The organism is Nostoc sp., from assembly GCF_036917435.1.
Taxonomy (GTDB): domain Bacteria; phylum Cyanobacteriota; class Cyanobacteriia; order Cyanobacteriales; family Nostocaceae; genus Nostoc.
Map to the genome: position 1 here is coordinate 153695 of NZ_JBALDM010000049.1, position 23427 is coordinate 177121.

Here is a 23427-nt window from a genome sequence, read left to right on the forward strand (position 1 = left end):
CTCTGAAGCTGTTCACCGAAAAGTAAAAACACCTATGTCTGTCATCTACAACTGATGCCAGCCGCAGATTATCTGCTTTTGGTGCAATTAATGTAGATAGCTGACAGACAATCGATTATGAGAGTTAAATTAACTCTCATAAGCATTATGAACGCTGAATTTTATCTTTCTGGCTAATGAAAATTAGACCAACTGTAACGGGTATTACAACAATTGCAGTACCCCATAGCAGACTCCAAAGAAAATTTGCTAAAGAAGGCGTCATACTTCTCAACCTTTTTTTACACACTTCATCCTAATTTTAATAGTGTATTACTTTCTTGAGAAGCCTCTAACTCTGAACCGCTAAACTTGGTAATTGCTGTGAGCGAGTTTGCTTTTTTATTCCAGAAGGAAGTGGCAGCATTTGGTTAAAATGATGATGAGAGTGCTTTACAAAGCTTCAAATTTTGTGGCGATGTCTACGACGGGCTGTTCGATATCGAAAAGCGTGGCTTGCCGTTCGCCTAAGTTTTTCTTTACAGATAGATAGTACCTTAAACCGATGACTGGTGTTGACCTGACTGCTTGGATTCTTGGCCCTGTGTTAGGGGTTATGACATTTTTCTTTATATTCCGAATCATTCTCACTTGGTATCCGCAAGTGAATCTGAATCGTTTGCCCTTTAATTTAATAGCTTGGCCTACTGAACCATTTTTAGTCCCATTGCGAAAACTAGTCCAACCCATCGGCGGAGTAGACATTACACCGATTATTTGGGTTGGTATTTTTAGCCTACTACGAGAAATATTACTAGGTCAGCAGGGATTGCTGACTATGCTATCTCGTGTGAATTAGGCATGGGGCATGGGGTATGGGGCATGGGGCATGGGGTATGGGGCATGGGGTATGGGGCATGGGGCATGGGGCATGGGGCATTGGTTATACTCCATCTCCCTCATCCCCCTCATCCCCCTCATCCCCCTCATCCCCCCAGTCCCCAATCCCTTACCCGTTCATCTCCTGCACAAAATTTGTATAGACATTACCCTGCAAAAATTGTGGAGTTTCCATAATTTTTTGATGGAACCCAATAGTGGTAGGTAGCCCAGTGATGGCACATTCGCGGAGTGCGCGTTTCATGCGGTTAATAGCAGTGGGTCGGTCTGGGGCCCAAACAATTAACTTGCCAATCAAGGAATCGTAGTAAGGCGGGATTTGATAATCTGTGTAAACGTGAGAATCAATCCGAACACCAGGGCCTCCGGGGGGAAGATAACCACTAATGCGTCCTGGAGAGGGGCGAAAGTCATGATCTGGGTCTTCAGCGTTGATTCGGCACTCAATTGAATGACCTCGCAAAACTACTTGTTCTTGGGTAAGCTTGAGTCTTTCCCCTTGGGCAATCCGAATTTGTTCGGCAACCAAGTCTATTCCAGTAATCATCTCTGTTACAGGATGTTCTACTTGAATTCGGGTGTTCATTTCCATAAAGTAGAATTTACCCGATCTATCCAAGAGAAACTCGATAGTACCCGCCCCACTATAATTAATAAATTGGGCAGCTTTGACAGCAGCTTCTCCCATTTTCTCACGCAGGTCTTGGTCGAGAGCCGGACTGGGGGCTTCTTCTAGGAGCTTTTGGTTCCGGCGCTGAATAGAGCAATCCCGTTCACCCAAGTGGATGACATTACCGTAGTTATCCGCCAAAATTTGGAATTCGATGTGGCGAGGACGTTCAATAAATTTTTCGATGTAAACGCCAGAATTCCCAAAAGCTGCTCCTGCTTCCCCTTGGGCTGCCAGGAAAAGTTTGACAAATTCATCTTCGGAGCGAACTAGGCGCATACCCCGTCCACCGCCGCCTGCGGTGGCTTTAATCATTACTGGATAGCCGATATCCTTAGCAAATCTTAATCCTTCTTCCTCAGATTCTACTAACCCCTCAGTCCCTGGTACTGTCGGGACTCCAGCTTTTTGCATGGTTTCTTTGGCAGTGGATTTATCGCCCATCAACTTGATAGCTTCTGGAGTTGGGCCGATAAAGGCAATATGATGGTCGGCACAGATTTCCGCAAATCGGGCATTTTCTGCCAAAAATCCATAGCCGGGATGAATGGCTGTCGCATTGCGCGTCAGGGCGGCGGCAATAATATTGGGAATATTCAAATAACTTTTACTGCTAGCAGGTTCGCCAATGCAAACCGCTTCATCAGCAAGTTGGACGTGGAGAGCATTCCGGTCAACGGTGGAGTGAACCGCGACTGTGGCAATTCCCATTTCTTCACAGGCGCGGAGAATGCGAAGGGCGATTTCTCCCCGATTGGCAATTAATATTTTGTCAAACTTCATTTTTTAGTTTCGATATCATTACCAGTAGATTGACATTTTCTCTGATCCAACTTGAAACGACGCTTCCGCATTATTTAAAATTATCACAGGAGATTCGCCACCCTGACTCTAAGCAAACTCGCATATTGCAGGCTTGCTGCCTCTACGGGTTTTACTACACTAACAACATTGCTGTTGTAAGTCTTGGCTAGCTTACCAAACTGGGCTTTTGCGATACGCCATCGCACCGTTTATCCCAAAGTTGCTCTACCCTTTTTAATATCACTTGTGCAGATGCTAAATTTCTGTCAGTCTGATACCGCCTTGAAGAAATTTATATTTTTGAGAAATATAACTTTAGATATCACCTTACTATAATTATTTTCTTATGCTATAGTCTATCTTTAGACAAGTCGTGCGGATGTGGCGGAATTGGTATACGCGCACGCTTGAGGTGCGTGTGGGCAATGCCCTTGCGAGTTCGAGTCTCGCCATCCGCATATTTTTGTTTGTCAAGGGTCAATAGTCAAGGGTCAATAAACCTGAGACTGTTGACCCTTAAATCTTGGTATAGCTCTGGTTTTTTATGCTTTTATAGAGATACGTAAAGTTTTGTAAAAAGCATTGAGTATTACTTTTACGCCAACAAACAACTTAACACAGCCAGCAGCTTGGCATCGCCTCACTCCGATTTGGCAAGGAGGGGAGGAAGTAATTCAAAAAAGTTTACCTCACACTCAGCTAGCACCTGCTTGGCAGCTTATGCTTTTGGGTGATGGCTCTCCAACACGTCATCTAGAATTGCTTACAGGTGAGCATGTAGAAGTAGATGTCATTGATATGTCATTGATTGGCATGGATTTGGATGCTGCACCTGATTTAATTCAAGCTGTCCCAAGTCCGCGACTACGGCGACAAGTGTGGCTGCGAACTGCTTCTGGTCAACGATTAGCTTATGCTACTTCGTGGTGGGAAGCCAGTCATGTAGATGAGTATTTGCAAAATCGTTCATTACCAATTTGGGCAAGTTTAGCTCGTCTCCGCACAGAGTTGTATCGGGATGTTCGAGGGATTTACTATGGTGACTCATCAGCGCTAGAGTCTGGTTTTGGAGTAACTGGGCCTTTTTGGGGTCGCCATTACTTGTTTTGGCATCATGGACAGCCACTAACCTTAATTTATGAGGTTTTTTCGCCTTATTTAACTAAATATTTGGGAGTGATGCAATTAAATTCTCAAAATCAGTAAAAAGCCTTAAGTAATTCGTAATTACGAATTACGATGATCTGCTGCAATAACATACTTACGTGTCATATAGGACTCATATTTTATTTTTGAACAAAATTAGGTATGTAGGGAAGCCAGTGCGTTGCGGTGAATCCAGCGCTGTAGGCGGGCTTCCCAACCTATGCGACTGGTGAACCCGAAGGGAGGTTCCCTACGTATCTTTTCAGAAATCAAACCGGATTCCTATAGGCGATCGCAACTGAGCAAAACCAAGTAGCTGAAATTATACAATTAAATTAATGAGTTTTCGGTGATGATTTGCCGTTGTTAGTCCTACTGAAATTAGCAAGAAAGGCACGAGGAAAGATTTAATGAATACTGTTGTGCTAAATCTAGAACCGATTGCTCATTTAACCGATGAGCAATTTTATCAATTGTGTATTGCCAATCGTGATTTAAGCCTAGAAATGAATGCAGCCGGAGAATTAATAATTATGCCACCAGTAGGAGGAGAAAGCGGAAATCAAGAAGCTGGACTGATTACTGATTTAGAAATTTGGAATCGTCAAGCTAAATTAGGGAAAGTTTTTAGTTCTTCAACTATCTTTATACTTCCTAACGGTGCAAAACGTTCTCCTGATGCTGCTTGGGTAAAATTGGAGCGGTGGGAAGCTTTAACACTAGAACAACGAAAAAAATTTCCGCCACTTGTACCTGACTTTGTGATTGAACTGCGTTCAGAGACAGATAGGCTGGCATTAATTCAAGAAAAAATGCAGGAATACGTTAAAAATGGTCTGCGTTTAGGTTGGCTAATTAATCCTCAAGATCGTCAGGTTGAAATTTACCGACTTTTGCAAGCTGTAGAAGTTGTGCGAATGCCAGCGATTATTTCTGGAGAAGATATATTACCTGGGTTTGAGTTGCAAGTATAGCGGTTCCCATTCAGATGCAGTACAAGATTAATTGCGAAGTTTAAGGGCACAGCAGTGCTGTGCCCCTACGGGTGTATCTCACTCAACCGATAACTGCTATATAAGTAGCAATAGAGCTTTGCTAAAGTATTGAACCAAAAAATACTGTACTTCTTGTAATGTGGTGCGATCGCTACTGAGAAAAGCCAAGTAGCTGAAATTGACTTGCAGCTTTGTTTAGTTAGTTATATTCTGGAATTGCTTGGAATCACAGATTTACTTGCTGGAATTTTCCGATTGATGCATTAATCTTAGGGAAACGTCCTACGAAATTCAACAAAGCGTGTTAAAAATGGTAACTGAGTCAAAAACACCGCTTTTGAAAGACTAAGGAAAGTTGATTACTAAAGTATCATCAGCATCTAGGGTGGAAAAATTCCATATAATTAGCTGCCCTAAAGAATGCTTAAACCTGTTGGTGTACTTGACTAATCAAGCAAGTAATGAGTTTGCAAGTATAAGGTATAGGTTTCAATGGCACCGCCTCTTGTGTCTGTTCCAATGAAGAAAAATAAGAAACCCTCTCTGGTGCTGACGCTTTCGGCTGCTGGGCTATTGATTGGTGCAGGGAGTGTCGCATACTGGTTATTAGGCCAAAGACAAATATCTTCTAGTGATTTGCTCGTAGGTGCAAATATTATTCCTAGTGATGCGCTTTTTGCGGTTTCTCTGACAACAGATCCCCAGCAATGGCAGAAATTGCGGGAGTTTGGGACAAAAGAAACCCAAGCAGAACTGGACAAAAATTTAGTAGAATTGCGCGATCGCTTTCTCACTAATAATGGTTATGACTTTCAGAAAGATATTGCTCCTTGGGTAGGCAATGACGTTACAATCGCAATTCTTGCCCCAGCAACAGCGAATAAAGCTGTACCCAAACCAGTTACCACTAATGAAAATGCTGGCAGCGATCAGCAGTCGATGGTAATGGTATTACCAGTAAAAAACCCAGAAACCGCCAAAAGCATTTTTGCACAACCCAAAACCCTTAAACAAGGTAAATGGATTGACCGGATTTATCAAGGGATCGCTATTAAACAAAGTGAGGGACAAGCAGGGGAGAACTTCTCGGCAGCATTACTAGATGGGCGTTTTTTAGTTATAACTGATAGTCCCAAAGCCACAGAACGAGCGATCGATGCCTACAAAAATCAAACATCCCTAGCCACAATAGGGGGCTTTGCTGATAATTTCCCAAAAATTGCCAACGATCAACCCTTTAGCCAGTTTTACGTCAATGTGCCAACCGCAGCCAAAATAGCCGCAGCTTCTCCAAACCGCCCAATACCAGCTCAAGTTTTGGCACAATTGCAAAATAACCAAGGTTTAGCAGGAACAATGACTTTAGAGGCAGAAGGAATCCGCTTTAAAGGCGTTTCTTGGTTAAACCCTAATAGTCAACGGGTACTGGCTGTGGAAAATAAAGCTGGGAAAATGCAAAGTCGCGTACCAGCAGAAACCTTAATGATGCTTTCGGGGGGAAACTTACAAAGGTTGTGGGGAGATTACGTTTTAACATCTCAGGGAAATCCCCTCTCACCGATCGCACCAGAACAAATTAGGGGTGGGATAAAATCTCTTACCACTCTTGATTTAGATAAGGATTTGCTCAGTTGGATGAAAGGCGAGTTTTCCTTATCAGTGATTCCTAGTATTCCAAAAGCAGGTTTGCCAGATAATTTTCGTTCAGGTTTAGTGTTTATGGTACAGGCCAGCGATGCCTACAGTGGGCAAAGTCTACGCAATTCAGCTGAGATAGCCATAAAACAACTGGATGATGTGATGAGAAATCAATACCAGTTCCAAGTCCAACCAGCAAAAATTGCAGGGCAACCCGTTGTTAACTGGGTTTCACCTTATGGGACTTTAACTGCCACCCACGGCTGGTTAGATGGAGATGTCGCCTTTCTAGTAGTGGGCGCTCCCATCACTGATAAAATTGTTCCCAAACCCAACAACACACTAGCTAGCACTCTTTCCTTCCAACAAACAGTTCCTACAGAACCAAATCCAACAAATGGTCAATTTTTTCTGGATGTCGAAAGAACTGTGAAAAATTTCCCTTTACCAACTCTAATTTCCAATCAACAAACTTTGCTTGATGCAACGCGCTCAATTGGGGTGACATCCTCTGTCAGCGACAGTCGCAGTAATCTCTACGACATTTTTATGGCACTCAAAAAAGTTAGTAACACGACTCCGTTGCCTAGTCCAGAAAGCAATAAGAGCAACTCTGTTAGATAGGGAGTGGGGAGTGGGGAGTGGGGGGATGAGGAAGTAGCGGAAGAAAGAACTAATGCCCAATTCCCAATTCCCAATTCCCAATTCCCAATTCCCAATTCCCAATTCCCAATTTCCAATTCCCAATTCCCAATTCCACCCTGTAAGCATATAGGATCAGAATAGTCAGAATCCATATTTTAAATCATTCACGGAGAGAACACTTTATGAACCTGGTTGTACTCCAGAATTGGCTGGACAATGCCTCCTTTGCCATATTATTCCTAACAATGTTGGTGTATTGGGGAGGAGCGGCTTTTCCGAATCTGCCTTATCTAGCCGCTTTGGGGACAGCTGGGATGGCGATCGCTAATTTGTGTATGGCAACTCTATTAGGGGCAAGATGGATAGAAGCTGGTTACTTTCCCCTAAGTAATCTTTATGAATCTCTATTTTTCTTAACTTGGGGAATTACCACCGTCCATCTAATTGCTGAAAGTAGTAGCCGTAGCCGCCTAGTAGGAGTTGTTACATCTCCGGTGGCAATGTTGATCGCTGCTTTTGCGACGATGACATTACCATCCCAGATGCAAGCATCGGAACCCCTAGTACCTGCATTAAAGTCAAATTGGCTGATGATGCATGTCAGCGTCATGATGTTGAGTTATTCTGCTTTAATGGTGGGTGCGTTATTAGCGATCGCTTTTCTGATTGTCACTCGTGGTCAAAACATTCAGCTACAAGGTAGTTCTGTCGGTACTGGTGGCTATCGCAGCAATGGCTACCGCTTGCACAAAGCATCTGAACTAATTTCTCAACCACCAGCCCCTTCTGCCGAAAATAACGGCTTTGCTCGTTTTGAAAGTATTAGCAACGGCAACGGTAACGCCAACACTGCCGTTTTAAATTTAGTAACTACTTCTGAGCCTCAAACCGTAGCATCTGCTGAACCCCTTTCACCTCAACGCCTTAACCTTGCCGAAACCCTCGACAATATCAGCTATCGCATCATCGGGCTTGGATTTCCCTTATTGACAATTGGCATTATTGCTGGTGGGGTTTGGGCTAACGAAGCTTGGGGTTCCTACTGGAGTTGGGATCCCAAAGAAACTTGGGCATTAATCACCTGGTTAGTATTCGCCGCCTACCTCCACGCCCGAATCACTCGCGGTTGGCAAGGTCTTCGTCCTGCCATTTTAGCTGCTACTGGCTTTGTAGTTGTTTGGGTTTGCTATCTCGGTGTGAATCTTTTAGGTAAAGGTTTGCATTCTTACGGCTGGTTCTTTTAATAACCTCACCCCTAACCCTCTCCAGCAACGGCTACAGTGTACACACAACTCATCGAACCACCCAAAAAAAGAAAAACCTCACCCTGTCCTATCGGACATCCCTCTCCTTAGTAAGGAGAGGGACAGGTTTTGCATAGCAAAACCAGGGTGAGGTTTCTTAAAGACTTGTGTATACACGCCAGCAAAGGAGAGGGAGAAAAGAGCAGATTGAAATTTACTATTATCTCTTGGGAATTATTTCGGATGAACTGTTATATCACTGGAAAGTATAGATTTAGTGATAGGACATTTTTATGGAAGATGGATTTGAGAGACTAAATCACGATGAAGTTGTGTCTATAGAACCAGACACCTTTAATAAATTAAATATTGCTAAAACTTTTAAAGTCCGTGATTTGATTACCGCAATTAAGGAATATATTGGAGCCGAGGAGACAGATGAAGTAAATTTGTATACCCAAGGATTAAATTGTGAAGTTTTGCAATTTAGTACTCAGGGATGGAAAAAAGGAAAAGTTAGACTTGCTTTAGAATTTTGTCCTGATGAATCGGAATCACCACTTGATGAGATTTTTGAAAAGCTTAAACAAATAGAAAAATAAAATTATTTGTAATTGATAATTTAATTATCAATTACAAATAGTTATACGCCTTTTTTAGCAGGTGAACAATATGGTTCAGACTCCAGTTAAAAAACTAACTTTTGAAGAATTTTTAGGGCAATACCCTGATGGATATGGCATTTATGAACTGTTAAATGGAGAGATTATACAAGTGGAGGCAACTAGAGCGCATAATAATGTGGCAAGATTTTTAATGCTTGCCTTTAATGATGAAATTAGACGCTTGAAAATTGACTATATTGCCGACAAAGATGTAATTGTAAAAACATTTACTGATGCTGGAGAAGAACGAGGTAGAAATCCAGATGTGAGCGTAGTTAGTGCATCACAATGGAACAGCAATGTTCTAGCTTACGGGGCGCTGATTGAGCCAATTCAACTTGCTGTAGAAGTTACTTCAACAAACTGGGATGATGATTATGTTGACAAATTAGATGAGTATCAAAGGCTAGGTATCCCTGAATATTGGATTGTGGATTATCTAGCAATTGCTAGTCGCGCTTATCTCGGTAATCCCAAACTTCCCACGGTTTTTGTTTATCAATTGCTTGAGGGTCAATATCAAGTCCAAAAATTTACGCTCAATGACCGCATTATCTCTACTACTTTTCCTGAACTAGAACTAGCTGTTAAACAAGTTGTAGGTGCAAGTCAAATTCAAAAATTATGAGGAGTTGCAATTCATTTGTCTCTCTTGGGAACTATAGATTTAGTTACAGGAGTAAGATTTATGAATGATGAATGGGAACCTCTAAATCCTGAAAAAGATGTTGTGCATTTTCACCAAGAAACATTTGAAAACTTACCCCGCACTCAAATAGTCTTTCATCTTTTAAAGGAAGTAAAAAGATTTTGGGCAAAACACTGTACATCGTCAGGTTCAAGAATATTTGACGAAGGATTTGAATGTTATGTTTTAATCCCTGGTAAACAATGGCGGACAGGCAAAATTAGAGTCCGCCTAGAATTTTGCCCTGATGAAGTTGAAATTGAAGAAAAACAAGAAAATAATCGCTTAGATATCAATCAAGAAAGTTCTCCACTTGATGATCTTCGGCAACAACTTAACCAAAGTGAAAATTAATACCCAAATCGGAATTTTCGATGCATGTTGATTTCTGCAAGTTGCACACTCGTGACTTCACGTCAATAGTTAGGCGCTGGATATTTCTATATTTAGATGTTTACGTATTATGGTAAAATTATTGTAGTGAAATATTAAAGCAGAAATGCAGAAAGCGTTTAAAGTTACACTAATTCCTAACCACAACCAACAAGTCTTAATTAACAAGACAATTGGTTGTGCTAGGTTTGTGTACAACCGTTTTCTAGCATTGAGGCAAGAGTTATATACGGCTGAGCAGAAAACCTTAAACTATAACGCTTGTAGCCAGCAATTAACTCTACTTAAAAAGGAGATTGAGTGGTTAAAGGAAGTAGATAAATTTGCGCTCCAAAATTCACTTAAAAATTTAGACACAGCATACAAAAACTTTTTTACTGACTTGAAGAAGTCTAAAAATAAAAAAGCTGTCGGCTTTCCTAAGTTCAAAAAGAAGCATGGGTGTAAGCAGTCTTACAAGACGAATCTTACGAACGGGAATATCCAGATAATAGAGAATCGCTTAAAACTTCCCAAGCTGGGATGGATAAAGTTTCATAAATCCCAGGATATTCCGGCTGATGTTATAAATGTTACCGTTACTCGTACTTCCTCTGGTAAATATATTGCTAGTATTTTATGTGAGACAGAGATAGAAAAACACCCACAAGTCACACAAAATATTGGCTTAGATTTGGGAATTAAGTCTTATCTCGTTACTAGCGCGGGGGAAGTTGTAGAGAACCCGAAATATTATCGACTTCAATCAAGGAAATTACGCTCATACAATAAAAAACTATCTCGTAGCTTAAAAGGTAGCAGTAATCGAGTCAAAGCGAAAATAAAGCTGGCTCGTACATACCAACGGATTACAAATTTGAGAGACGATTTTCTACACAAACTCTCAACTCGTTTAATTAGAGAAAACAGTATTATCTGTATTGAAGATTTGCGAGTTGCCAATATGGTCAAAAACCATAAACTAGCTCTGAGCATTTCAGACGCTAGCTGGTCTAAATTTACCACTATGCTTGAATATAAAGCTCTGTGGCACGATCGAATTGTGCAGAAAATTGGTACATTTTATCCTTCATCTCAGACTTGTAATCACTGTGCTTTTATCAACCCATTGGTTAAGGATTTAAAGCTGCGCCAATGGTATTGTCCTAGTTGCAATACTCACAACTTGAGAGATAAAAACGCGGCGTTAAACATTTTGAGTGAAGGATTAAGAATTGTAACTTCGATTAGCGGGGGTATCAATACTGCTGGGGAGACCCGAGCAGCAAAGAGACTTTTCAAGACAGCAGCCGTCGGTGCGCCGGATGCTATAACTGCCTGTGGAGAACTTGTAAGTCCTGAATTTCTTCAGGTAGAGATCGTTGAAGCAGGAATCGCGTGACTTCTAGTCATGCGAGGTTCAAATAAGAGACAATTATCTGTGTCCATCTGCGGTAAAAACTCAAAATGGTATGGACTCCTCTACATGCAAAAATCCATTGCACCATCCGATCGCGCCACTTGTTTGAGCGCAACCAGCGTCTATTAATCGCTGTCTCTGGCGGACAAGATTCTTTGTCTTTAATAAAATTACTTTTAGATTTACAATCCAAATGGGGATGGAATTTAGGCATTGCCCACTGCGATCATCGCTGGCGTTCTGACTCCCAAGCTAATGCTCATCACGTCGAAAACTTAGCTAAAACTTGGGGTACATCCTTTTATTTAGAAACAGCAAAAGAAGCTATAAATAGTGAAGCAGCTGCACGCGATTGGCGATATGAAGCTTTAAGTGCGATCGCGCAAGCAAACAATTATCAGTATATAGTTACAGGACACACCGCCAGCGATCGCGCCGAAACTCTCCTCTACAATTTAATTCGCGGTACTGGTGCTGATGGCTTACAAGCCCTGACTTGGCAACGCCCCCTAAGTACAGGCATTATGCTGGTGCGTCCACTTTTAGAAGTCACTCGAATACAAACTGAGCAATTTTGTCAAGAATTTAATTTACCAATTTGGGAAGATTCCACTAATCAAGATTTGCAATATGCCCGCAACCGCATTCGCCAAGAGCTATTACCATATTTGCGGCAAAATTTCAATCCCCAAGTAGAATCAGCCTTAGCTCAAACAGCAGAACTTCTCCAAGCAGAAGTGGAATATCTCGAAAAAGCTGCTCAACAGTTGCGCCAAAAGGCATTGGGTATTGGGGATGAAGAAGATTCCTTTACTTCTCTTGTTCCCTTACGGTTAAATCGTCGGGTATTGCAGAAAGCACCATTGGCGCTGCAACGTCGGGCAATGCGTCAGGTGTTGCAGCAAATGCTGACTGACGCGCCTAGTTTTGAACATATCGAAAAATTAACGGCTTTAATTATAGCGCCAAACCGATCGCAAACCGATCCATTTCCTGGTGGTGCGATCGCTCAAGTAGAAGGTGACTGGATTTGCTTGAAATAGTTACTTAAAGTCTTTTTATTATCAGGGAAAATGCATATTATTAGTTTTAGATTGTTAAGAGAATATGCAGAAAACCATGCAGATTGTCAGGAAGCATTAAGCAATTGGTATAAAGTCGCCACTAAAGCTAAATGGTCAAATTTAGTTGGAGTACAGCAGGTATTTTCTAAAGCTGAAGCTGTTGGTAATTTTACCGTTTTCAATATTAAAGGAAATAAATATCGCTTGATTGTTAGTATAGATTATGAAGTGCAGTTAATTTATATTAAGTATATCCTTACTCATGCGGAATACGATAAGGAGAATTGGAAAGATGACCCTTACTTTTAATCCAGATAAGTACAAGAAATTATTAACAGCTTATCTTCCCAAGCTGATAAAAAGCGAAGCTGAAAATGCCCAAGCTTTAGGAATAGTGGAAGATTTAATGCATCGGCAACGTACTCCAGAAGAAGAGGAACTGTATCAGTTATTAATCACTTTAATTGAAAAGTTTGAAAAAGAATATTATCAGCCAGACCAGCATAATAACCCTGGATCTATGTTGTTATTTATGTTAGAGCAATCTGAGAGAAGTAGAGATGATTTAGTAGCGGTTTTAGGGACTGAACATTTGGTTGATAATATTTTAAATGGACAAGAGAAGATAAATACAGAACAAGCGCGGAAGCTGGGAGAGTTTTTTCATGTAGAATCTAGTTTATTTATGGAATAATAACCAAGCTCGTAGTTGCTTTTTAGCCCAAAAAATAAGTTAGATTTGATTACTCTTCAACACCTAAATCGTGACATAATTCATATCATCATAATTCGTAATTACTAATTCGTAATGACGGTGCGTGTAGAAAGTGTGATTACGAATTACCGAATTACTTAGCGTAGCAGTAGCGACGCTTCTGCGTCATTACGAATTATTTAATCCCCAGAACTTGTTAAGACGCTAACAATTGTGGCTGAGGCATTAAACTCTGGAGAGTTTGGCGCATCTGAGCGATCGCTTGGACTTGATAATCACCAGTTTCTTGGAATTGATCTAAAGATTCCCCAATTCCTTGCAGCTTTTGCCGTAAGCCATCGAGAGAATCCTGAATTGGTTGGAGTGCTTCTTGATAAAGATTGACTCGACCACAGTATTCAGCAGTTGTTCTTCGTAGGGATAGCAAGTTTTCCTCGATCGCTTTCAATTCTTGGCGCTTTTGATCCAAATCGTGAGTTTGATTGTCAATCATTCCCTGATTTAGCTCAATACCAGAACGGATTTGATCAATTTCACGTTCCAGTTTTTGGATTTCCTGCGAATATTGTTGTCGCTGGGTTTCAATTTGTAACAGAACCGGTTCTAAATTAACTTTATTACCCTCTTCTTCCTCAGCAACAGGATGTCCTTGTCGCCTTAGCAATACAGCTTGGTGTTGCTTGAGAAACTTTTGATGCTGTAACATATTGCGGCGTTGTCCCACCAAACTGGAGTTTAGCATCTGATAGAGGTCTTTTTCATCAGTTAATTCCAGTTCCAAATTGATATGGTCATTGTCAGAAGCTTGGCTTAATTTATTTTGCAGTTCTTCTATAGCTTCTTGTTTATATGTCAGTTCTTGCTCTTGATCGTGAACAAAGCTAGCATCTATTTGCACCTTATGCTGCAAGTCTTGGACTATCTTTTGTAGTTCTTCTAAAGGCATTTTATCCAAAACTTCCACATTAGCTTGCTGGCCGAGAACTACATCACCAGACGTTGCAGCTAAAGTGTGAATTTGTTGATATAACTCTTCCGCGTTTCGTAACTGCTCTTTGATTATCCGAGCATACTCTTGCTTGCTGGTGAAGTCTGCTGTATTTATCTGCAATTGGGCTGTTTGCTGCACTAGAATATTTTGTGCTTCTTGCAACGCATTTTGGCGATCGCTAAATGTTTGTGACAACCGCTCCACTTCTGCTTGCTGTTGTGCGATCGCAGTTTTTTGTTCTTCTAGTTTTTGCCAGTGTGGGTTTAGAATTGCTTGCTGCTTTTCGACCAATTCAAAGGCCTTATGCAGGTGTTCTTGGACTGTTTCTGTAGGAGCAACGCGACTAGATAAGCGATCGAGTAACTCACTCATTACCCGACTTTGCTCCTCATCCAAAACCGCTCCCTGTTTAAAATCTGCTTGATGTTCCTCTAGACGGCGCTGCTCACCCCGCAAATGTTCCCAAGCGCCTTCCAATTCTAGGCGGTTGCGTTCAACTTCTGTTTGTAACCGTTCAATTTCCTGGCGAGATGTGTCAACTTCTTGTTTTTGCTGCTCCAGTTGTTGCAACTCCTCTTCCATATTTTGCAACTGTTCTGAGCGTACTTCCATATCCATTTCACGGCGATTCAACTCTTGCGCCTGAAACGTTAACGACTGTTTCCACTGATCGATTTCATCTTCTTTGAGCTTAAATTTCTCCAATTGGCGGGAAAAATTCTGCAAAATATTGACTAGTGGCCGCCCTGCTTCTTGAATTCGCTGCACTTGACGATTCGGATTCAGTTCAACCAGTACCAAAGCGCCATCATTTAATTTGCTTGCGTCCTCAGCAGCAATCACTTCTTCTGACACAGTATTCCAATTCTGGTCAGTTCGCTGACAAGCTAGCAGTTTCAGTTCAGTTTTGCCACTGCCACTAAGTAAACCACCTTTCTGTTTTTGTACTTCTGCTAAATACAGCACACCGTTAGTCCTTTATTGATGCACTTAAACTTCATGTTTTGGGATATACCTCAAATAATTCTGTTAACTTGTCTCACTGAACCCAAATTTAGGAGAACAAGACAGACAAAACTATAGACGCGATATTTTACGTCTTGATACTTATAAAAGCGAGCTAGTCGCGCCTTTATATTTTGTACTGATGACAGTGATGATGACTTCCGTGTTAACACTAGCTTTGTCAAAGCATATTACGAAAGATTAAGCTTTATAGTTGAATCTATTCCTTAATGGCAACAAGAAATAGGGTAAAAATCTTGCCAATATTCCATAATCAATACTTAAATGACCTGCTAGATAAATGGAAAAATTGCAGGACACAATTCAAAAATAATATTAACGGCATTACGAGGAGTACTTTTTAGGTAAATGCAGGGAAATTTAAGTGAAATTGATATTTGCAGTATTTTGCAATTAATTGAGTTAGGACAGCGAACTGGGGAACTTTGGGTGAGAGCTACTGGCTCTCACCATCACAACAAGCTGAGTGGAGAGGGAACAAATATTTATCATCCCAAAGAACAGTCTTGGTTCGTCTTTTTCCTGAATGGTCAAATTATTTATTGCCAAGAAGGTGAGAGTAGTTTATCCAGAATTAACGATTATTTACGTCATTATCGAGTCGAGACGCGACTCACCGACAAACAAATTGCCTCTCTACCACCAACTGATGCGCCAGAATATGCCTATCTGTGGGCACTTTTGGAGCGGAATATTATCAACCCCAAGATCGCTGGTAGTATCATTCACGGCTTGGTGCATGAAACTCTCTTTGACCTACTGAGTTTACATCAAGGTAACTTTATTTTTCATCAGGGAGCGCCCCTTGCTCCACAATTAAACACTTTTGAGATTGCTCCATTTGTTACAAAAATTACGAAGCAGGTGCAAGAGTGGAAAGAACTCTATCCACATATTCAGTCTTCCGAACAATTGCCAGTGCTATCTGACAAAGTTCAGCTACAATCCTCGCTACCAGAAGCAACTGTGGAGAAATTACAACATTGGGCTGATGGTAAAACATCTTTGCGTCAACTGGCTCGTTATCTCAACCGAGACATTTTGACAGTTGCTAAGGCAATATATCCTTACGTGCAGCAGAGTTGGCTACAACTAATATATTCAGTTACGGCTAAATCAGATACCCACAGCGATAGTGGGGAATTGAAGGGAAAACACAGGGGGCGGATAGTATGTATTGACGATGCGATCGCCATCGGTGAGACTATAAATTCGATCTTACAACCACAAGGCTATGAAGCGATCGCTCTCACCAATCCCTTAGAGGCGCTAAGTCTGGTTTTTCAACTCAAACCGGATTTAATTTTGTGCGATATCGCCATGTCGGAATTGGAAGGTTACGAGGTTTGCGCCATGCTGCGACATTCCACAGCATTTAGACTCACACCGATTATCATGCTTACTGGTAAGGATGGATTTATTGATCGAGTCAAAGCTAGTATGGTCGGGGCAACAGATTATTTAACAAAACCATTTACAGACACTGAATTACTCATGCTTGTAGAGAAATATATCAACAACTAATTGGGAATTGGGCATGGGGCATTGGGCATGGGGCATTGGCTATTGGGAAGAATCTTTTAATAACTCCCAATTCCTAACTTCTAAGTCCTCACTCAGCACTCAGCACTCCTAAGATTTGTTGATCTACTAAAAGATGAGTAAAAAGATGTTATCACAGAGTCAGCCAACTTCGTGAAACGTCAGTCTCCAGGAAAATAGGGAGAACATACAATTAATTTATACAGTTAATACTTGCGGAGGAATCAGGGAATGTTCCAAATAGGAACGTCTACATCAGGAGGTAAATAGACATTTATGAGTACAGTTCTGATTGTGGAAGACAGTATCGCGCAAAGGGAGATGATTACAGACCTCCTGAAAGCAACTGGTTTAACAGTAACCCATGCTAGTGACGGATTAGAGGCATTGGAGGCAATTCAAATAGCACCTCCCGATTTAGTGGTGTTAGATATTGTCATGCCCCGAATGAATGGCTATGAAGTTTGTCGGCGGTTAAAATCCGATCCCAAAACCCAAAATGTCCCTGTAGTTATGTGTTCTTCCAAAGGCGAAGAATTCGATCGCTACTGGGGCATGAAGCAGGGTGCAGATGCCTACATAGCTAAACCGTTTCAACCAACCGAGTTGGTAGGAACAGTCAAACAACTGCTGCGAGGATAAGGATAAAAGCAATATGGTCAGCAAACCGGACTTTTTAAGTGGCAGTGGTCAAGACCATTTCCGACCAGAATTACAAGTAGAAAGTCCTGAAGGTGAGTTACATTTGAGGTTTTACATTCCCTCGCATCAGGAGTTTGCACTACAAGCAACTGGCATTCGGGAGGTAATTGAACTAAGTCCTGATAGAATCACCCCGATTCCTAATGCTTCTCCTTTACTTTTGGGTACTCTAAATTTACGAGGTCGAGTTATTTGGGTGGCTGATTTGGGTCAATTTCTGGGGGAAGCAAGTGCATTAAACACAGATAGAGCGGAAATTTCGGTGATTGCCATTGAAGAGCAAGACACAATAGTGGGTTTAGCAGTAGAGGAAATTGGTGGTATGGATTGGTTGGATGCTCAGAATCTCATGCCATCAACTAGTGTTCCAGATACTATGGCTCCTTTTTTACGTGGAGAGTGGTTACTAGGTACTAAAAATGATCAGTGTCTAAGACTGCTCGATCAAATGGCAATTGTACGGAGTGCTAGGTGGGCAGGATGAAATTGGAGGAGGAAATGACAGCAAGTATTGATAATTACGAGCCGACAACATATCAACAGGCGATGACCGCCTATGTTCAAAGGAATTATGAGGTTGCCGCCACTTTAGTCGATCAAGTGGTGCAAAATTTACCAAATGACCCCAACACTCATTTGTTAAGAGGTCACATCTACTATGTCTTGCAGCAGTACGATGTTGCAAAAGAAGAATATCAACAGGTATTAAGCTTAACTAACGAGCCAGAAATTATTGGTTTTGCCAATAATGGAATTGAGAATATCAATCAATATTTACAGTCATTCGGTGGGCAGATTGATACATCAGGAAGTCAAGAGCAAATAAATTCCTCAGAGATATCTGACCCACTGGCATATAGCGAACCAGAATTAGAAGATTTAGGCGCTAGTGAGGAGTTTGACAGCAAAAATCTTGATTTGAACTTTTTTGGAGAGCATCAAGAAACTGTGAATGGGGTTGAAGAACTATCTTCTAATAGTCCATTTGACATCCCCACAGAAGATAGTATTGGCACAGGAGAAATATCAGATTTTTCTACAGCTTTTGGTGACGATCCTTTTGCTTTGGATGAAGAATCAGAGGAACAAGAGTTAAATAGCAGTAATTATGAAGAAAAAACAGAATTAGAATTGCCTGCTTTTTGGCAGGAAGATATGTCAGAAGATAGTCCTGAAGAATCATTAGTAAATAGTCAGTTTTCAGAGAATGGAATAAATCCCGATCGCGAAAATTCAGGTATTGACAATACTAACTCTTCATCTTCTAATTCAAAAACTAGTAATGGCGAAAATAATTTACCTGATTTGTTAAGTGAGCCAAAATCTCCAGAGCTTAAGGTTGGAAATTTAGAATATAAAAAATCTAATTTTGGAGACGAAACGTTACTTATTGTTGTTCAAGAAGAGGTTAGAAATAGCTCGCCAACTACAAATAACAATAGTAAATATGATTTACCCGAAACTGAAGCACATGATTGGTTGAAGTCAACCGATTTAGGAGCCGAAGAAGAGTTTCAATCGAATTTATCTGATAATTCTTCATCTTTTAATAGCAACATACCTTTAGAAGAAAAGAAGTTTAAATCAGGTACAAGCATCGGCAAAAATAGCTTTGATGATGAAAACTTTGATATGGAAGCATTTGAGTCTGCTTTTGGCTCAGATGGGTCAAGCTCTTATGAAGACTCAAGCAATATACTGAATGAAGAGAATTCTAAGAGCAATATCGATTTTCTAGATGATTTTGAGGAATTTGACGATTTAGGAAACATTCCAGGGTTTGACCTGATCGAAGAAGATTCTAACTTCGGTGATGCAGCAATGTATTCTGCTCCGGCAGAAACTAGTGGTAGTGGACGCTCTCAAGGGGCGGATACTTCTGGAAGCAATGCAGCCGATCGCGAAGAGGAACTCTTCTCCATGACTGGTTCCCATGAAGGAGTTCCAGTATTTAGCCAAACAGATGTCTCGAAATTAGAACCCAACGTTAGCGTTGAGCAAGGCTGGTTAGCACCATTAGAGAATGCCTCCATAGAACGGAAGCAATGGTTAATTGCTGGAAGTGTGGGCATTGTCTCGGCGCTAGTTGTAGCCACAGTTAGCTTTGCCGCCACCACATTTTCGCCAGCCCAACAACGAGAATCAGTCCGAAACACAGGTTGGGCAATGTCCCTAGCAGCGGGGATTGCGGGTTTTGCCACCGCAGGCTTCATGGGGAATTTTGCCCTCAAACAAATTCGGCGCACAACTGACGATCTGCAAGCTCAGTTTGAAGCTGTACGCCAAGGAAATTTGAATGCTCAAGCCACCGTGTTTTCCGAAGATGAATTGGGGCATTTAGCCACTGGCTTTAATGAAATGGCGCGGGTCATTTTCACAACAACAAGTGAAGCCCAACGCAAAGCCGATGAACAAGAGGAAGCTAAGGAAAACCTGCAACGTCAGGTGATTCGCCTTTTGGATGATGTGGAAGGAGCCGCTAGAGGTGATTTAACAGTCCAAGCTGAAGTTACAGCCGACGTACTAGGAGCCGTAGCCGACGCTTTTAACCTGACAATTCAAAACCTCCGGGATATTGTACAACAGGTAAAAGTGGCAGCGAAGGATGTAACAAAAGGTGCAACTAACTCTGAAACCTTTGCTAGAGCCTTATCTAGTGATGCTTTGCGCCAAGCAGAAGAGTTAGCAGTGACGCTGAATTCTGTACAGGTAATGACTGACTCGATTCAACGGGTAGCAGAAGCGGCGCGGGAAGCTGAAACCGTTGCTCGTGATGCTAGTACGATCGCTCTTAAAGGTGGCGAAGCAGTAGAAAATACTGTGGCAGGGATTTTAGAAATTCGAGAAACTGTTGCCGAAACCACTCGCAAAGTGAAGCGGCTGGCGGAATCTTCTCAAGAAATTTCTAAGATTGTGGCGTTGATTTCTCAGATTGCTTCCAGAACCAACTTATTAGCACTCAATGCTAGTATTGAGGCGGCAAGAGCGGGAGAAGCTGGACGCGGGTTTGCGATCGTCGCAGACGAAGTGCGCCAGTTAGCAGATAAATCTGCTAAATCTCTCAAGGAAATTGAACAAATCGTGATGCAAATCCAAAGCGAAACAGGCTCTGTAATGACCGCGATGGAAGAAGGCACACAACAAGTAATTAAAGGCACAAAATTGGCAGAAGAAGCCAAGCGATCGCTTGAAAATATTATTCAAGTGGCGAATCGCATCGATATTCTTGTGCGCTCTATTACTAGCGACACTGTAGAACAAACCGAAACCTCCCGCGCCGTTGCTCACGTAATGCAATCAGTAGAACTGACTGCACAAGAAACTTCCCAAGAAGCACAGCGAGTTTCAGGGGCACTACAACACTTAGTCGGTGTATCCCGTGACTTGATCGCCTCCGTTGAACGTTTCCGAGTGGAAACTATGGAAACTAGATAAATTGTCATTTGTCGTTTGTCGTTTGTCGTTTGTTATTTGCTAATAACTAATAATTCTCTATGAGAGGTTTCGGCAACGCTCAGTACAAGTGATCAATGACTAATGACTAATGACCAATGACCAATGACTAATGACTAAAAAACTATGCTGCCGGAACAACAACAGCGAATTTTGGGTTACTTTATCGAAGAAGCCAGGGATCACCTGAATACCATTGAGCAGGGGTTACTGAATCTAGAAGGTACGTTGAACGACCCGGAAATGATCAGTGAAGTCTTCCGGGCGGCTCACTCCATCAAAGGAGGAGCGGCGATGCTTGGATTGACTAGCATCCAGCATACTTCCCACCGTCTGGAAGATTGTTTTAAAATTCTTAAAGATAATCCGGTTCAGATTGACCAAAAGTTAGAGTCTTTATTTCTTGGTGTATCTGATACCCTAAAATCGCTGTTAGAGCATTTGAGCGGGACTTATGGTCTTTCTGAAGATGCAGCTAATACTTTGATGTCAGAGACGGAGCCAGTCTTTGAATGGCTGTATGAGCATCTAGAACTACTTGTACAACAAGGAAAAAGTGAAGTATCTAGCAATTCTGATGCAACAGAACTACACACAACCTCTGTAGAGAATGTCTCCACACTTACAGAACTTTTCCTGCGGCGAGATATTCCCAATTTGGCAGAAGACACCCATCAGGGATCTCCACAAATATCTGTCCCAGTAGCACGTCAGCACGTACAAGACGCTAACACTGTGCGATCGCCAGTCACCGCAAAAGAACATAATAATTGGGGTGAGTTTCAAGCCAAAGTACTGCAAACACTGCGGGAAATGTTGCAACTGTTTAAGCAAACCACAACACCTTCAACTCGGCAAAACCTTCAACAATGCTGTTACCAGTTAGTCAAACTTGGTGAAACTTGGAATTTATCCAAGTGGTGTGGTTTGTGTCAAGCAGCAGCCAGTGCGATCGGCAATCCTGAAAATAGTTATCTGACTTTAGCTAAAATTGTCATTACCGAAATCAAGCAAGCTCAAGAATTAGTCCTCCAAGGTAGGGAAGCTGAAATTGCAATTAGTCAGCAACTAGAAGCACTTTTGAGCTTGGCAGAAGTTCAATTGTTAGAAGTTACTCCTGATTTATTTGATGAACAGTCTGCGGCTTTGACCGAATCATCAACTACGTTAGAGCCAATTTTATCTGGTAACACCGAACAGTTAGACCTAGCCCAGACAACTGAAGAACTTAATCTAGATCGGGATACTAGCGTTCGCCCCTATCTTCCACAAGGGACACCACTCAACGCTGCAACTCACACTAGCTTTGCTTTCACCACACATGACGAAGCACATCCAATCAGTAACAATCTTGACCCCAATGGGCCAGAGGTAGGAATAGCTGAGTTAAATACCCTTGCCGATTTATTTGAAGGTGAGACTCCCGAACTAGATGAAAGCTGGCATCAAGAAGAAACCTTAGATATTGTTGCTACCGATGATTTTGGAATTGATTTCAGTAGCACTGATGCTGAGGATGCTCATAGCGACTTATCCGATTTACTCTCTTTTGATCGAGCAGAAACTACAGCCACAACAGAAGATTTATCTCTGTTATTTGGCGACAATTTCATAGAAAAAGAGAATTCAGAACCGCAAAATCAACAAATATCTGCTACGGCTCTAGAGTTTAGTGATACTAACATACTTGATATAAATTTAGATTCTTCTTCCCCAGATTTACAAGAATTTATTGATATTTCTAGTGAGACAAACCAGCCTGCTAGTGTCAACAAAAACGATGTATTTGAAGATTTATTGACACTGGATCTAGATGATGATGCAGAAATATTGCTTACAGGCCAAGTGACTCAACCAGAAACTGAGGCGTTGCCCAGTGTGGAACTATCTACCAACCAACCAAATAGTTTTGATAACTTATTGTCAGAAACTAGAAATGCAAACTGGGTAGAAGAAATTACCCCTAGTGACTACATAGAATTACCGCAGGAAACAGGCTTGTCTTCGGATAACCTATTTGCGGACATTGAAGAACTCACACTACTGCCTACAAGTGAACCAGAAATAGGTGATTTATTTGATACATCTCCGGTAACATCACCTGACTTTTCTCAATCAGAAAATGATCTGAGCAGCTTTTGGAATCAGGAAAGTACAGAGGAACAAGACGCATTTGATTCCTTAATTGAGCAGAATGTAGAAAGGGCGTTAGAGGAGAGTTTGTTTGCTACGACTGATGATATTTTTGCCGACATTCAGCAGCCTATACCTTCTCCGATAGCCAGTTTTAGCTTGGATGAATTGGATATAAATTTCCAGCAGGAAGAACAGCTAGATTTGATATTCTCATCAGATTCTGGAGATGATTTATTTGATGAGTTAGCACCAAGTGACCCAACTATTTACCCGGTAATCAGTGATACCTCTACCCCAGAAATGCCTTTGCTTGCGCAGCATTCAGGGGAAGAAATTCTCAGGCGGCAACAACCAGAAGCTTTAGATTTTGCTCCAGAATTTACTCATCAGCCCCCAGAAATATCTGCTGTTGATTTGGAACTTGATTCATTCGGCTCTTTCGATGAAAACTCGCAACTGCTATTTGAAGATGTAGCCATAAATGATTCCACCTATATTCAGATGGAAACCACAGAGAATACTGTGGATGAAATATCGGTTACAGAAGCTTCTTTAGATATCAATTTTGGTGAAAGTTTAGATTTAGTTCAAGCACAGCCAGATGATTTGTTCGGCTCTTTCGATGAAAACCC

Annotated in this window: 22 protein-coding genes and 1 tRNA gene; 19 read left to right on the top strand and 4 right to left on the bottom strand. The window is 41.5% G+C overall.

Annotated elements, in window-relative coordinates; translation table 11 throughout:
- Positions 1–145: 145 nt before the first annotated feature.
- Positions 146–265 (bottom strand): photosystem II reaction center X protein, encoded by a 120-nt coding sequence (psbX, locus tag V7K98_RS25015; RefSeq protein WP_012412183.1) that lies wholly within the window; start codon positions 263–265, stop codon positions 146–148.
- A gap of 279 nt (positions 266–544) precedes the next feature.
- Here psbX and V7K98_RS25020 point away from each other — a divergent pair, with 279 nt between their 5' ends.
- A complete protein-coding gene (locus V7K98_RS25020; protein WP_335026791.1) occupies positions 545–838 on the top strand; it encodes a YggT family protein in 294 nt (97 codons plus the stop codon).
- Here V7K98_RS25020 and V7K98_RS25025 read toward each other — a convergent pair.
- A complete protein-coding gene (locus V7K98_RS25025; protein WP_335026793.1) occupies positions 835–984 on the bottom strand; it encodes a histidine kinase in 150 nt (49 codons plus the stop codon). The two genes, V7K98_RS25020 and V7K98_RS25025, sit on opposite strands and share 4 nt — an antisense overlap.
- A 4-nt stretch (positions 985–988) precedes the next feature.
- A complete protein-coding gene (accC, locus tag V7K98_RS25030) occupies positions 989–2332 on the bottom strand; it encodes an acetyl-CoA carboxylase biotin carboxylase subunit (protein WP_335026795.1) in 1344 nt (447 codons plus the stop codon).
- Positions 2333–2728: 396 nt separating this feature from the next.
- Here accC and V7K98_RS25035 point away from each other — a divergent pair.
- The 13 genes from V7K98_RS25035 (at position 2729) to V7K98_RS25095 (ending at position 12924) form a co-directional block, all read left to right on the top strand.
- Positions 2729–2811: transfer RNA gene (locus V7K98_RS25035), tRNA-Leu, on the top strand.
- 124 nt (positions 2812–2935) lie between these two features.
- Positions 2936–3559, top strand: coding sequence for a chorismate lyase (locus tag V7K98_RS25040; protein WP_335026797.1), 624 nt, complete (start codon positions 2936–2938; stop codon positions 3557–3559).
- Between the two features lie 350 nt (positions 3560–3909).
- Positions 3910–4473: a Uma2 family endonuclease gene (locus V7K98_RS25045; protein ID WP_335026799.1), complete on the top strand. Its 564-nt coding sequence runs from the start codon at positions 3910–3912 to the stop codon at positions 4471–4473.
- Between the two features lie 513 nt (positions 4474–4986).
- A complete protein-coding gene (locus tag V7K98_RS25050) occupies positions 4987–6756 on the top strand; it encodes a DUF3352 domain-containing protein (protein WP_335026801.1) in 1770 nt (589 codons plus the stop codon).
- 3 nt (positions 6757–6759) lie between these two features.
- Positions 6760–6918, top strand: coding sequence for a hypothetical protein (locus tag V7K98_RS25055; RefSeq protein ID WP_335026803.1), 159 nt, complete (start codon positions 6760–6762; stop codon positions 6916–6918).
- Positions 6919–6959: 41 nt separating this feature from the next.
- The gene (gene ccsB, locus V7K98_RS25060; protein ID WP_335026805.1) at positions 6960–8021 is read left to right on the top strand and encodes a c-type cytochrome biogenesis protein CcsB; all 1062 of its coding nucleotides are present in this window, start codon (positions 6960–6962) and stop codon (positions 8019–8021) included.
- Positions 8022–8314: 293 nt separating this feature from the next.
- Positions 8315–8623 (top strand): KGK domain-containing protein, encoded by a 309-nt coding sequence (locus V7K98_RS25065; protein WP_334862251.1) that lies wholly within the window; start codon positions 8315–8317, stop codon positions 8621–8623.
- A gap of 70 nt (positions 8624–8693) precedes the next feature.
- The gene (locus tag V7K98_RS25070) at positions 8694–9314 is read left to right on the top strand and encodes a Uma2 family endonuclease (RefSeq protein WP_335026807.1); all 621 of its coding nucleotides are present in this window, start codon (positions 8694–8696) and stop codon (positions 9312–9314) included.
- A 60-nt stretch (positions 9315–9374) separates the two neighbouring features.
- Positions 9375–9728: a KGK domain-containing protein gene (locus V7K98_RS25075; RefSeq protein WP_335026809.1), complete on the top strand. Its 354-nt coding sequence runs from the start codon at positions 9375–9377 to the stop codon at positions 9726–9728.
- A 145-nt stretch (positions 9729–9873) separates the two neighbouring features.
- On the top strand, positions 9874–11148 hold the full coding sequence (gene tnpB, locus V7K98_RS25080; protein ID WP_335026811.1) for an IS200/IS605 family element RNA-guided endonuclease TnpB: 1275 nt from the start codon (positions 9874–9876) through the stop codon (positions 11146–11148).
- A 65-nt stretch (positions 11149–11213) separates the two neighbouring features.
- Positions 11214–12209, top strand: coding sequence for a tRNA lysidine(34) synthetase TilS (gene tilS / locus V7K98_RS25085; RefSeq protein WP_335026813.1), 996 nt, complete (start codon positions 11214–11216; stop codon positions 12207–12209).
- 30 nt (positions 12210–12239) lie between these two features.
- Positions 12240–12539 (top strand): type II toxin-antitoxin system HigB family toxin, encoded by a 300-nt coding sequence (locus V7K98_RS25090; protein WP_335026815.1) that lies wholly within the window; start codon positions 12240–12242, stop codon positions 12537–12539.
- Positions 12523–12924, top strand: a complete 402-nt coding sequence (locus V7K98_RS25095; protein ID WP_335026817.1) for a helix-turn-helix domain-containing protein — start codon at positions 12523–12525, stop codon at positions 12922–12924. Before V7K98_RS25090 ends, V7K98_RS25095 begins: the two co-directional genes overlap by 17 nt.
- A gap of 217 nt (positions 12925–13141) precedes the next feature.
- Here V7K98_RS25095 and hmpF read toward each other — a convergent pair whose 3' ends face one another.
- Complete coding sequence (gene hmpF, locus V7K98_RS25100; RefSeq protein ID WP_335026819.1) at positions 13142–14902, bottom strand: pilus motility taxis protein HmpF; 1761 nt, start codon at positions 14900–14902, stop codon at positions 13142–13144.
- Positions 14903–15310: 408 nt separating this feature from the next.
- Here hmpF and V7K98_RS25105 point away from each other — a divergent pair, with 408 nt between their 5' ends.
- From V7K98_RS25105 to V7K98_RS25125, 5 genes are all read left to right on the top strand, one after another.
- Positions 15311–16486 (top strand): response regulator, encoded by a 1176-nt coding sequence (locus tag V7K98_RS25105; RefSeq protein WP_335026821.1) that lies wholly within the window; start codon positions 15311–15313, stop codon positions 16484–16486.
- A gap of 294 nt (positions 16487–16780) precedes the next feature.
- On the top strand, positions 16781–17146 hold the full coding sequence (locus V7K98_RS25110; protein WP_069073698.1) for a response regulator transcription factor: 366 nt from the start codon (positions 16781–16783) through the stop codon (positions 17144–17146).
- Positions 17147–17159: 13 nt separating this feature from the next.
- Positions 17160–17690, top strand: a complete 531-nt coding sequence (locus V7K98_RS25115; RefSeq protein ID WP_335026823.1) for a chemotaxis protein CheW — start codon at positions 17160–17162, stop codon at positions 17688–17690.
- A gap of 14 nt (positions 17691–17704) precedes the next feature.
- Positions 17705–20641, top strand: a complete 2937-nt coding sequence (locus V7K98_RS25120; protein WP_335026825.1) for a methyl-accepting chemotaxis protein — start codon at positions 17705–17707, stop codon at positions 20639–20641.
- A gap of 144 nt (positions 20642–20785) precedes the next feature.
- Positions 20786–23427 (top strand): Hpt domain-containing protein (locus tag V7K98_RS25125; protein ID WP_335026827.1); only part of this gene is annotated, 2642 nt, incomplete at its 3' end.

Bases quoted from the DNA above. Each gene is read 5' to 3' on its own strand.
- V7K98_RS25020 (WP_335026791.1), top strand. From the start codon at position 545: ATGACTGGTGTTGACCTGACTGCTTGGATTCTTGGCCCTGTGTTAGGG.
- V7K98_RS25110 (WP_069073698.1), top strand. From the start codon at position 16,781: ATGAGTACAGTTCTGATTGTGGAAGACAGTATCGCGCAAAGGGAGATG.
- V7K98_RS25070 (WP_335026807.1), top strand. From the start codon at position 8,694: ATGGTTCAGACTCCAGTTAAAAAACTAACTTTTGAAGAATTTTTAGGG.
- V7K98_RS25105 (WP_335026821.1), top strand. From the start codon at position 15,311: ATGCAGGGAAATTTAAGTGAAATTGATATTTGCAGTATTTTGCAATTA.
- V7K98_RS25065 (WP_334862251.1), top strand. From the start codon at position 8,315: ATGGAAGATGGATTTGAGAGACTAAATCACGATGAAGTTGTGTCTATA.
- tnpB (WP_335026811.1), top strand. From the start codon at position 9,874: ATGCAGAAAGCGTTTAAAGTTACACTAATTCCTAACCACAACCAACAA.
- V7K98_RS25095 (WP_335026817.1), top strand. From the start codon at position 12,523: ATGACCCTTACTTTTAATCCAGATAAGTACAAGAAATTATTAACAGCT.
- V7K98_RS25045 (WP_335026799.1), top strand. From the start codon at position 3,910: ATGAATACTGTTGTGCTAAATCTAGAACCGATTGCTCATTTAACCGAT.
- psbX (WP_012412183.1), bottom strand. From the start codon at position 265: ATGACGCCTTCTTTAGCAAATTTTCTTTGGAGTCTGCTATGGGGTACT.
- V7K98_RS25115 (WP_335026823.1), top strand. From the start codon at position 17,160: ATGGTCAGCAAACCGGACTTTTTAAGTGGCAGTGGTCAAGACCATTTC.
- tilS (WP_335026813.1), top strand. From the start codon at position 11,214: ATGGTATGGACTCCTCTACATGCAAAAATCCATTGCACCATCCGATCG.
- accC (WP_335026795.1), bottom strand. From the start codon at position 2,332: ATGAAGTTTGACAAAATATTAATTGCCAATCGGGGAGAAATCGCCCTT.
- V7K98_RS25075 (WP_335026809.1), top strand. From the start codon at position 9,375: ATGAATGATGAATGGGAACCTCTAAATCCTGAAAAAGATGTTGTGCAT.
- ccsB (WP_335026805.1), top strand. From the start codon at position 6,960: ATGAACCTGGTTGTACTCCAGAATTGGCTGGACAATGCCTCCTTTGCC.
- V7K98_RS25050 (WP_335026801.1), top strand. From the start codon at position 4,987: ATGGCACCGCCTCTTGTGTCTGTTCCAATGAAGAAAAATAAGAAACCC.
- V7K98_RS25090 (WP_335026815.1), top strand. From the start codon at position 12,240: ATGCATATTATTAGTTTTAGATTGTTAAGAGAATATGCAGAAAACCAT.
- V7K98_RS25120 (WP_335026825.1), top strand. From the start codon at position 17,705: ATGACAGCAAGTATTGATAATTACGAGCCGACAACATATCAACAGGCG.